Genomic DNA, 11,423 nt, shown 5'->3' with positions numbered 1-11,423 from the left:
TCAACGGACGACGAGAAGTACATCCCCGTCTATGAAGCCATCGTGGGGCGACCGGCGATGGCGGCGGGCATTCGGGACGAAGCGTTTGCGGCGCTGGCCAAACTGAAAGACAGTACGGTTGCGGCGGAAATGCTGGCGACGATCACCAAGTCGAAAATGGATACCCCGGACGCGAGGCGGTTGGTCGATCTGTTGACCGGGCTGATGTTGAAACGTCCCGCGGCGGAATTGACGGCGCTCCAACCCACGCTGTCCGAGCTGGCCCGCGATGACGACCCCGCGCTGCGTTCGATCGCGCTGGCGGGACTGATCGTCGCCGGCGACACGGACACGGCGCGATCGATCGCCGAAACGGACGCCGACGCCACCATCGCCATGTTGGCCGCAATCCGCAAACTGCCCAGCAAAAAATTGAAAGTGGCGCAGCGCGACGACGCGGTGTCCCAATTCGAATCTGCCGATTCGCTCGACGTCAAGCTCGCCGCGATCGACGCGTTGTCCCGCATTCCCGCCGATCAAGACGACACCTACCAGCGATTGATCACGCAGGTCGATGATCCGGCAACGCGAGTCGCCGCCTGCCGCGGTCTGATGCGATTGCCACCGTCCGTTTTTCAAGCCGACAGCTCACTCGAGGCGGCCGAAGCCCTGGTTGCGTTCGCCGAAGTCACGCCGGCGGCCGAGCGGACGACTGACGCGTTCATCGATGCGATGCAGTTGGTCGATCGGCTGCTGACGAAGATCCCGCCACAGCAATCCAGAGCATTGCGGAGCCGGCTTCGCGAAGTCACCGTCCGGGTCGTGAAGATCGGGACGGTCGAAGAAGAGATGCGTTACGACGTTGCGTACTTCGCGGTCGAAGCCGGGCGTCCGGTGCAGATTCTTTTGGAAAACCACGACCTGATGCCGCACAACCTGGTGATCACCCAGCCGGGCGCGCTCAAGGGAGTCGCGATGGCAGGGTTGGCGGCCGGCCCCGAAGGCAGCGGCGGATTGCCGTATGTCCCGGATTCACCCAACGTCCTCGCGGCGAGCGAGATGGTTGCGCCAGACAACTCGACTCGGATCACCCTGACCGCTCCGTCAGAGCCGGGCGAGTATCCGTATGTCTGCACGTTTCCCCAACACTGGTATCGCATGTACGGAGTGATGGTCGTGGTCGACGACCTGGATGCCTGGAACCAGAATCCGGTCGAACCGGCCAATCCTCTCGGCAGCACCCGCTCGTTCGTCCAAGCGTGGACACTGGAGGATTTCGCCGGCGACTTTGATGCGGACCTTCGTGGGCGTTCACCGGAGATCGGCGAGAAAGTCTTCAACGAAGCCTCCTGCGTGGGATGCCACAAGATCAACAACGTCGGCGGCGCGGTCGGACCCGAACTGACCGATACCTACACCAAATGGAAGTCCGATCACCTGGGGATCCTACGCGAGATCTTGGTCCCTTCGCACAAGATCGACAGCAAGTACGCGATGCAGATCATTCTGACCGTCGATGGCAAAACGTTGTCAGGCATCGTGGTCGATGAAAATGACGACACCGTCACGTTGTTGACCAACCCCGAAGCCAAAGAACCGGTGATCATCCTGCAGGACGACATCGAGCTGATCAAACGCAGTGCGACATCGATGATGCCCAAGGCGTTGATGGACCAGTACAGCAAGGACGAAGTGCTGGATTTGATGGCGTACTTGAAATCGGTGGCCGAGGCGAAGGCGGAATAGGCAGCCCTCGGTGGGTGCGGGGCTTGCCATCACGGCGAACGCCAAGGGTGCGTGGCCGAATGTGATGCACAGCATCACCTACTTGCTGCGATGCCAAGCGTAGCTGGTAGGGCATGCTGTGCATGCCATCACGGCTTTCAGTTATAGTTGCCCAATGGCCACCGACAAAACCAATCCGAACGACACCCCGATCGAAGGCGATGACGCCTTGGACGAGATCTTGGCGGAGTATCTGCAGCGTCTCGAAGACGGGCAGTCGCCCGACCCGTCGGATTATTTGGCACGCTACCCACAGCATGCCGACGAGCTGTGTAGCTTTTTTCGCAACCATCACTGGATGGGCGAGACGCCGCCGCCGCAGATCCTGTCGCTGTGTGGTCAGGAGATCGGATCGTACCGGATCGAATCCGAGATCGCTCGCGGAGGCATGGGGGTTGTGTACCGTGCGCGTCAGACGGGACTCGATCGCCCGGTCGCGGTGAAGTTGATCAGCAACGGAGTGCTGGCCAGCGAAGAAGAACGCAAACGGTTTCGCATGGAAGCCGAATCGGCGGCCCGCTTGGATCATCCGGGGATCATTTCGATCCATGAAATCGGGACGTGGAACGGCCACGAGTACTTTTCAATGACGTTGGTCGACGGGCCGACGTTGCAGCAGTTTGTCGATGATCAGTCGTTGGCAGACACCCGCGCCGCCGAACTGGTCCGCGAGATCGCCCGAGCCGTCGCCTACGCGCATCGGGCGGGGATCGTGCATCGTGACCTCAAACCGGACAACATTCTGATCGACCAGGAAGGCCGACCGTTGGTGACCGATTTCGGGCTGGCCAAGTGGAGTCGCGAGGGGACGATGTTGACACGGACGGGACAGGTGTTGGGGACTCCCAATTACATGAGTCCCGAACAGGCGTCCGGTAACGCCGGATCGGGAGTCGCCTCGGACGTTTATTCGCTCGGCGCGATGCTCTACGCACTGATCACCGGCGTGCCACCGCACGAGGGCTCCAACCCGGCCGAAGTGATCCGAAGCGTGTTGCAAGATGAACCGTGTTTGCCACGCAGCTACCGTCCGCAATTGTCACGCGATCTGGAGAACATCTGTCTCAAAGCGATTCGGTACGAACCGGAATGTCGCTACCAATCCGCCGACGAACTGGCCGACGATCTGGATCGCTTTCTTGCCGGTGACACCATCAAGGCGGCCGGCAGCGGTTTGATCGAACGGGTGGCCCGCGAGATCGGACGTGACCAGCATCAAGGTCATTTTATGCATTGGCACGGCACGCTGCTGTTGCTGGGTGTGATCATCTTCGTCACGCACGTGTTGATTTTTGTCTTGCTGCAGATGAATTTTCCACCATCGATCGCCTATTGGATTCCGCGATTGACGATGTTTGCGCTGATCATCGGAACGATTTATCGAGCCCGCGACGGGGCCCTGTCGCCGCGCAGTATCGCCGAACGCCCGGTCTGGTCGATCTGGCTGGGCTACCTGAGCGCATTGGCGGTCATCAATATCTTGTTGGTCATCGGCGGCATCAATCATTCCGCGTTGTTCCCGCTCGCCTCGGCACTCAGCGGATTTGCCTTTGTGGCGATGGCCGGTCACATCTGGGGCGGCTCGGCTCTGGCGGGCATCGCGTTTTTTCTGGTTGCTCCGCTGATGGCCTGGTGGCCTGAGATCGCGCCGCTGCTGTTCGGGACGATGTATCTGGTCGCGATCTTGGCGATCAGCCAGCATTACCGCCGCCAGAACAAATGAATTGGTCTACCGCCGGGCCGGACGGTTTCGGTACGCTGAAGCGTAAGCATCCTGCTCGCCCCAAGTGGGGTAAGCATCCTGCTTGCCATTGGCTGAAGAAGAATTCACAAGCTGGAAGCCGACACCACGCTCGCAAGCTGGAAGCTGACACTACGGATCGCAAGCTGGAAGCTTACGCCACGCTCGCAAGCTGGAAGCTTACGCCACATGAGGGGATGGACGATGGACGCACGATTGAATCGACGATGCCTTTGTGGCGGTTTGGGTCTTGCCTTGGCGATGACGGGCCTGACGGGCTGTCAGAGCTTGGTCAACCGCGGCTGGGTGGCTCCGCCGGGGCCGATGAATTACCAGCAAGCCAACGCGGTCGTCCACGACCCCTTTCCACAAGCCGACATCGGTCCGGACGACAAATCCATGCGTCCCCCGGACTACCAGAACCCGTTGGCCTTGCCGGTGCGAAACCAGATGAAAAACCAAGTCACGCCCTGGTTGTTGCCCTAGTGCTCTGGCTACGCTTGATTTTGCGGTAGCCCTCCAGCAATCTTAACGGGCTTTCCATCGAAAATAATGCCCACCGATAGCAGCGCGAACCCACGGATGACAGGGTGCAATAAATCTGTGGGTTCGCGCTGCCATCCGTGGGCCCAGTCATCGTTGCATCGTTCCGCAAGTTGCAGCCTGGCCCCTGTTCCGCTCGCGTTCTATGGGGCCCGTAGGCTCGCGCCAAACGGCTGATCATCGTTTGTTATCAGCCGGTTCGTGCCAGCGCGAGCGGCGCCCCTCAATGTCGATTGAGCGAAACGCGATTCAAGCTCACCTCAGCGCGTCGAGAACTTGAAGATCGTCTTGGTCGCGTATTCGTCGTCCGGTTTCAGGATCGTCGAGGGAAAGTTCGGCTGATTGGGGCTGTCGGGATAGTGTTGGGTTTCCAGACAAAAGCCGCCGCGGTGGACGTAGCTCTTTCCCGACTTTCCGGTCAGTCGTCCGTCGAGAAAATTTCCACTGTAGAACTGAATGCCCGGTTCGGTGGTTGAAATCTCCAGCACCCGTCCGCTCTTGGGTTCGTAAACGGTCGCGGCCAACGTCATCTCGCCGGTTTGGCCGCCCTTGTCCAGGACCCAGTTGTGGTCGTAACCGCCGCCGAATTTCAACTGTTCGTTTTCAGCGGCGATGTCGCGGCCGATCGGTTTTGCGGTCGTGAAATCGAACGGGGTTCCCTGGACGGCCGGGGTCTTGCCGGTCGGGATCAGGGTTGCATCGACGGGAGTGAAACGGCGGGCGTTGATCATCAGTTCGTGGCCCAGAATCGTGCCCTCGCCTTCGCCTTTGAGGTTGAAGTACGTGTGCTGGGTCAGGTTGATCGGGGTCGCTTTATCGGTCGTGGCCGAGTAATCGATTTCGATTGCGTTCTCGTCGGTCAACCGATAGGTCACCGAGCAATTTAGATTTCCCGGGTAGCCTTCTTCACCGTCCTTGGCCAGGTAAGTCAGCGTCACCGCGTTGGCTTCCTCGTCGACGCTTCCGTTCCAGATGACTTTGTCAAAGCCGATGATTCCGCCGTGCAAACTGTTCGGCGGGTTGTTGATCGCCAGCGAGTACTCTTGGTCATCGATCGTGAACTTGCCTTTCGCGATTCGATTCCCGTAACGACCGACGACGGCACCAAAATAGGGTTTGTCCACGGCGTTGGTGTAGCTGGCGATGTCGTTATAGCCGAGTGCAATGTCGGCCATGTTTCCTTCGCGATCCGGGACCACGATGGACATGATGATCGCACCATAATTGGTGATTCGCACCGTCATGCCGTTGGCATTTTTTAGCGTATAGAGCTGAATGTCATCGGCCGTTTCGACTTCAACCGCCTTGCCGACCTGAGGAAGCAACAGGACGGACATCAGGACGAGGCCGAAGCACGGCCAAAGGAGCGCGGAGATTCGTTTCATGATCAGAAGAATTGGGAGGGATAAATTGGGGAGAGACTACGCCGACACACCCGGTTGAATGACCACCTTCATCGCACCCTTCTCACCGGCATAAAGACGTGAGAACCATTCGGGGCCTTCTTCGAGCGTTGCCGTCGCGGTAATCAGCGGTGCGACCTGAATAGCGCCGCTCCGCATCAATTCAATGCACGCAGGGTACTCACCACACGAGGCGCATGTGCCAAAAACGTTCAATTCTCGGGTGACGATGGCCTGCAAGGGAACTTCGACGCGCGGTGCCAGGTTGCCGACCAGCGTGATCGAGCCGCCTTTGCGCAGGCAGGCGATCGCGGTGTCGATCGTCGCACTGGCGCCGACGACTTCCAAGGCGACGTCGGCGCCGCGGCCACCGGTCAATTTTCGAACCTCTTCGGCGACATCGACCTCGTCGGCCTTGAGTGCCACGTCGGCCCCCAGTGACAACGCGGCGTCCAAGCGGTCCTGGTCCAAATCCACCGCGATCACTCGGGCGCAGCCGGCCAGTCGGATTGCTTGGATCGTCAACAATCCGATCATGCCGCTGCCGACGACCACCGCCGTGTCGCCCAATTGGACCGGCGTTCGGTTGGCCGCGTGGACGGCCACCGAGACCGCTTCGATCAATGCGGCATGTTCAAACGGCATCTCTTCGGGCAAGCGGTAACAAATGTGTTGGGGCACCGAGACCAGTTCGGCGAACGCACCGTGACGGCGGTACTCGCCACACGAGACGCCCAGAACGGTGCGGTTGTCGCACAGGTTGATCTCGCCGCGGCGACAATGAAAACAATCGCCGCACGAAACGGTGGAATCGAACGTCACGTGATCACCGACGGCAAAACCGGTCACCTCGCTGCCAATTTCGGCAACGATTCCGGACGCTTCGTGTCCCATCACCAAGGGCGGAATCCGACGTCCGCTGCTGCCGTCGTACCCGTGGATGTCGCTGCCGCAGATGCCACACGCTTTCACTTGAACCAGCAGATCTTTCGGCCCGACCGTGGGATTGTCCACTTCGGTGACTTCCAAGTGTTTGTATTCGGTCAACAGCATCGCTTTCATGCGTCAAGATCTCGGTCAGGGGGGAGGTGAAACGGATTCGGACCGTTAGCCTAAAAGATAACGGATTTAACGCAATGAGATGCAGCTTGGAGCGTTTGCGAGTCTTATCCAAACAGAATCGCGATCACGACCGAAATCGTGATCAACAGGGCTCCGCCGAGGCGAAACACCATCGTTTTTCGCGATAAATCCGCTTCGCTGCCGCCCCAGATCAACGCCGCCCCCCAGGCCAGCAAGACGCCCCAAATGCCCCGCATCGAATAAACCACGTTCACCCGCGGTGCGTCGCCGAAGGCGGACAGGGTGAAGACGATGCACAACGCCTGTAAACCGATCAGCAGCCCGCCGATCAGCAGGGACCGCCGGACTGCCGGGATTGCAAATTTTTCCCGCTGAAAGCCGACCAAAAAGACGGTCGAGAAGCTCGCGACGAACCAGAACATGATCGGCAAGAAACGCCCCGATGACCACGCCGCGGTCGGCGAAGAGCAGAACCGCTGGACCAGTACGTCGAAGATCGAAAACGACGTGCTGGCAACCATCGCACTGAGAATCGTGTAGCCAATGCGGCTGTGCGTGCCCGACCCCGTCCACTGAACCAGGGCGATGCCGATGGTCGCCAGTGTGGCCGCCAACCAAATCGCCGTCGGCAGACTTTGGCCACCAATCAACGTCGCCAAAATCGCCACCAACAATACTTTGATGCCGAACAGCGGCGCCGCGATCGAAACATCGCCGTGCGTGATCGCAAAAAACGTCCCCATCTGGCCGCTGATGTAAAACACCGCTACGAGCGCCGGTTGCCAGAGCAACCAAACGTTGACCGGTTCGCTTTCGAGAAACCAAAACCCCGAAAACAGCGTCGCCGCCCACAGATTGGCGACCAAGGACACGGTCCACGGATTGGCCCCTTCCAGGGTTGCCCGTTTTAGAAAAAGCAGGCCACAAGCGAATAGAACGCTGGCGGCGAGAGGAAACAGCAGGTGATAGGAGTCGTCGAACACGGCAGGCTGGGGGTGGCGGAGGGACCGATAGCCTAGCGGACCGGCGGCAAAGGGGAAGTCACGCTGCCGCGGGAGATCGGCAACGACTTGGTGATGCCATACAATCGAGTCATGAAACGCTTCACCGCCGCTGGCATCCCTGTCGTCTGGTCCGCCGTGGTTTGGACCCTGTTGATCGGCTGTACCGGCTGCGGCACGTCCGCGCCGCCGGAACCGGTGGTCGTCATCGATACCCAGTCGGATTTGCGGCACGATCACAAACATCTTCACGGTGATCCGCATCGCCATGACCACGACCATGGCGAGAACTTCAGTGGCGCTCACACGCATCCCCACGCCCACGGCCACCGCCATTGGCCCGCTCCACACGGAGGACACGTCGTGAGTTTGCGCTGGCGGGGCGAGCCGACTTCGGCGAACCAGCCAGCGACGCGCCCCGTTCCATTGGGGCCACATTTGGAGATCGTCGAGGGGTTTCCGGAACGATTGACGGTTCATTTCCTCGCGGAAGCCGACGATGGTCAATGGAAATCCTGGGATGTCGGTCCATCGCCGCCCGTCCTTCGCCTGACCGTCGACACCGACTCATTGACTCTGACTTTGGAAAAGAACGGTCAGGAAGGCGGATACGAAGTAGCGTTGCCGCCCCAAATCCAAACGCTGTTCGTGGAAGAAGACAGCGAAATCCGGCTCACGGATTGGACGATCGACGCGGCAGGCCACACATTTGATGTTTCAGAGAATGTCGTCTACCGGATGGGTGAACTGGACGTGGTTGTAGAGTAATCTGTTCAGACGCTGAGAAAATTCAGCCGCCAGATTCCCCGCCATTGTCCAACCTTGCGATTGAAACAACATGACTCAAGCATCGTCCCGCCGGACCGCGTTCACCCTGGTCGAATTGCTGGTTGTGATCGCGATTATCGGAATCCTGGTCGGATTGTTGCTGCCGGCGGTCCAGGCGGCGCGGGAAGCCGCTCGGCGCATGTCGTGTCAGAACAATTTGAAACAGCTGGCGCTCGGGCTTCACTCTTACGAATCGACGTGCAAAGTCTTTCCCTCCGGCTACTTGCACAAGCCCGGCCCTCAGGGAACTCCCCTTCAGCCGGCCAACCACATGGGACTGGCTTGGGGAGCGGCGATGTTGCCACAACTGGAACAGGGGCAAGTCGCGGTGTTGTTTGATTACAACCGACCGATTTGGGCCCCCGAAAATCAAGACGCTCGAGAGATCCCGTTGGAAGTGTTCTTGTGCCCCAGCGATACGTATTCAGCCGATGCGTTTGTGATCCGCGACGAGTCGTCCGACCCGATCGAGAAGTACGCGGCGGCCAGTTACGCGGCCAACTGGGGACCTGCCGATGCATCGACCAACTTGGACGATACCCCGACCGCAAGTCGAGGCGTGTTTTATCGCAACAGCCGGACTCGGGTGGCGGCCATCCTCGATGGACTGTCCAACACCCTGGCGTTCGGCGAACGACACAACGGACCGATCCCATTGAGCCAAACGACCGCGGGAGGTCACAGTTCGTTTGAGAACGCTTGGAGTGCGGCGGTTCGTGATATCGATGAACTGGACGACGATCACGGACACATGGTGCTGTTCGAAACCCAATTTCGACCCAACCAGAAAGATGGCGATGACAAAGGTCTCGCCGCTCCCCACGTCGGGCTCTGCCAATTCGCCCTTTGCGACGGATCCGTCCGAGCGATCACCGAGAACATCGACGCCGAACTCTATGACGCCCTGGCGACACGTCGCGGCAATGAGATTATCGAAGAGTTTTAGTGACTCGGCGCGGCTCGGTTTTGCCGTACGGGACAGCGAGTCCTTGGTTGCTTTTTCCGTTTCTTTAAGACCTTGACGATCCGAGGGAGTTGATGGAGGCATTGATCAGGCTTGCGGCGGACTCCGACGCGGCCGCCATCAGCGAGATCTACAACTACTACGTTCGCACTTCCACGTGTACGTTTCACACCGATCCTGAATCGATCGAGGATCGGCTGGCCTGGCTGAGGGCGCACGGTGAGCGGCATCCAGTAACGGTCTACTGTGTCGACGGAACCGTCGTCGGCTGGGCTTCGCTGTCTCAGTGGCATCCACGCCCGGCGTATTCCGAAACCGCCGAGGTTTCGTTTTACATCGACAGCGGGTGGCATCGACGCGGGATCGGGCGGGCGCTATTGATGGATCTGATCGAACGCGCGTCATCCCTCGGGTTTCATGTTTTGATCGGTGGGGTCTGCACCGAGCACGTGGCCAGCATGGAACTTCAGAAGTCGCTCGGTTTCCGGGAAGTCGCCCGATTCACCGAAGTCGGTCGAAAGTTTAATCGCTGGCTGGACGTCGCGTACTTTCAATTGACCCTGCAGCAATGAAGCACGCAGGCCTCGGTCGGGTTGGGCCACGCGCCACTGGCTGACGCGGCGTGCTGAGATGTCAGCGGGACGCGTGAGGGACCTGCGCGGGTGTTAAACCGGTGATTCCCAGCCCTGGCGATAATCGCGGCGGACCAGTTTGCTCAGGTCATCGCGTCCTTGGATGGTCATCGATCGGGAATCCCACTGCAGTGTTTCATCGGGGTTGCGCTGGGCGATCACGCCTAACAAGATCATCTCGGTCATCGGACCGGAGTGGCCGAAGTGCGATTCGGCTTGATCGATCTTGCCGGAGACCGCGTCCATCCATTCGACGTAGCTGTTTTGTTCGCTGGCCCGCGGCAGCGACGGGGCCGGCCAATCAAACCCATCGATCGACTCGCCCGTTTCCAACACCCAATTGTTGCGGGATCGATTGAAGAACAGTTTGCCGGCGTCTCCGATGATCACGCTTCCATAGCGTGAAAAATCGACGTCCCCCAAGACTTCTTTGCTGGGATGGTTGTACTCGTCACCGTTCTTGATCAATTGCCAACTCTGGCGATCAAATTTGGCATCGATGTAGCCGTCGTACCAGTGAAACGCGAACCCGTCTTTGGCGGAATACGGTGTCGCATCAAATTCCCATTTCAAGACCGAGTTGATCGGCGGAGAAAGATCGGTGGCGCCGGCCTGGGTGGCCCGAACACTGCGCGCCGATTTGGCATCCATCGCCCAGAAACCCATGTCCATGATGTGGCAGGCCATGTCGCCAAGGGCGCCGGTTCCATAGTCCCACCATCCGCGCCAGGCGAAGGGTGCGATGCGTGAACTGTAATCGACAAACGGAGCCGGCCCGCACCATTGTTGCCAATCGATCGCATCGGGGACGGGCTCTTTTGCGGGCGGCTTGGCAAAGCCTTGCGGCCAGATCGGTCGGTTGGTCCAGGCGTGGATTTCTTGGACCTTGCCGACGATGCCCGCGCGGACCAGCTCGACGCAACGTCGCATGTGGTCGTTGGCGTGGGCCTGATTTCCCATTTGCGTTTTGACGCCGGTTCGGGTGGCCAGTTCGTTGAGCATCCGTGCTTCCCAAATCCCATGCGTCAACGGTTTTTGGCAATAGACATGTTTCCCCGCCAGCATCGCCATCGCGGAGGCGTGGAAGTGGTGGTGGTCGGGCGTCGAGACGGTCACCGCATCGACCTTGTCTCCCACGTCGGCCAGCATTTCACGGTAGTCGCGATAGAACGAAGCGTCGCTGTATTGCTCTCGCACGCCGGAAAGTTTTTTCAAACGTGAGGCAGCTTTCTTGTCACCCGGAAGATCCGCCAAACGTCGTGCATCGACGACGTCTACCAGCGATACGACCTGAAACCCTGCCTTGGCGGCACCGTTGATATCTGACAATCCCTTGCCGCCGGCACCGATCGCCGCCAGCGTCGGTTTTTCAAGTTTCTTGTCGGCCAGCGCGGGAAAGAAGTGAAAGCCGGCGGCCGCCCCGAACGTCGCCGCCGCGGTTCGATGAAAGGTCCGCCGAGTGAC

10 protein-coding genes are annotated in these 11,423 nt (G+C 59.5%); 6 read left to right on the top strand and 4 right to left on the bottom strand.

What is annotated here, in order from left to right; genetic code table 11:
• The 3 genes from ABX749_RS08045 to ABX749_RS08035 form a co-directional block, all read left to right on the top strand.
• The coding region (locus ABX749_RS08045) for a c-type cytochrome (RefSeq protein ID WP_372895522.1) at positions 1-1,725 on the top strand (1,725 nt) is incomplete at its 5' end.
• Between the two features lie 154 nt (positions 1,726-1,879).
• The gene (locus ABX749_RS08040; protein ID WP_372895521.1) at positions 1,880-3,487 is read left to right on the top strand and encodes a protein kinase; all 1,608 of its coding nucleotides are present in this window, start codon (positions 1,880-1,882) and stop codon (positions 3,485-3,487) included.
• A 234-nt stretch (positions 3,488-3,721) separates the two neighbouring features.
• On the top strand, positions 3,722-3,991 hold the full coding sequence (locus ABX749_RS08035) for a membrane or secreted protein (protein ID WP_372895520.1): 270 nt from the start codon (positions 3,722-3,724) through the stop codon (positions 3,989-3,991).
• Between the two features lie 317 nt (positions 3,992-4,308).
• Here ABX749_RS08035 and ABX749_RS08030 read toward each other — a convergent pair whose 3' ends face one another.
• The 3 genes from ABX749_RS08030 to ABX749_RS08020 all read right to left on the bottom strand — a co-directional run bounded on the left by ABX749_RS08030 (position 4,309) and on the right by ABX749_RS08020 (position 7,841).
• On the bottom strand, positions 4,309-5,433 hold the full coding sequence (locus tag ABX749_RS08030; RefSeq protein WP_372895519.1) for an aldose epimerase family protein: 1,125 nt from the start codon (positions 5,431-5,433) through the stop codon (positions 4,309-4,311).
• Positions 5,434-5,469: 36 nt separating this feature from the next.
• Positions 5,470-6,513: a galactitol-1-phosphate 5-dehydrogenase gene (locus ABX749_RS08025; RefSeq protein ID WP_145217980.1), complete on the bottom strand. Its 1,044-nt coding sequence runs from the start codon at positions 6,511-6,513 to the stop codon at positions 5,470-5,472.
• Positions 6,514-6,617: 104 nt separating this feature from the next.
• Positions 6,618-7,841: a hypothetical protein gene (locus ABX749_RS08020; RefSeq protein ID WP_372895518.1), complete on the bottom strand. Its 1,224-nt coding sequence runs from the start codon at positions 7,839-7,841 to the stop codon at positions 6,618-6,620.
• A 57-nt stretch (positions 7,842-7,898) separates the two neighbouring features.
• Here ABX749_RS08020 and ABX749_RS08015 point away from each other — a divergent pair, with 57 nt between their 5' ends.
• From ABX749_RS08015 to ABX749_RS08005, 3 genes are all read left to right on the top strand, one after another.
• Positions 7,899-8,303 (top strand): hypothetical protein, encoded by a 405-nt coding sequence (locus tag ABX749_RS08015; protein WP_372895517.1) that lies wholly within the window; start codon positions 7,899-7,901, stop codon positions 8,301-8,303.
• Between the two features lie 70 nt (positions 8,304-8,373).
• Positions 8,374-9,309 carry a DUF1559 domain-containing protein gene (locus tag ABX749_RS08010; protein ID WP_372895516.1) on the top strand — a complete coding sequence of 312 codons (936 nt, stop codon included), beginning with the start codon at positions 8,374-8,376 and terminating at the stop codon, positions 9,307-9,309.
• A gap of 92 nt (positions 9,310-9,401) precedes the next feature.
• Entirely contained in the window at positions 9,402-9,899 is a 498-nt protein-coding gene (locus tag ABX749_RS08005; protein ID WP_372895515.1) for an N-acetyltransferase family protein, read from the top strand.
• 93 nt (positions 9,900-9,992) lie between these two features.
• Here ABX749_RS08005 and ABX749_RS08000 read toward each other — a convergent pair.
• Positions 9,993-11,423, bottom strand: a 1,431-nt coding sequence (locus ABX749_RS08000; protein WP_372895514.1) for a Gfo/Idh/MocA family protein, incomplete at its 5' end; no start/stop codon positions are given.

Origin of the sequence: Stieleria sp. (assembly GCF_041595215.1) — a bacterium.
Lineage (GTDB): Bacteria > Planctomycetota > Planctomycetia > Pirellulales > Pirellulaceae > Stieleria > Stieleria magnilauensis.
This window is presented reverse-complemented; position numbering and strand designations above follow the sequence as displayed.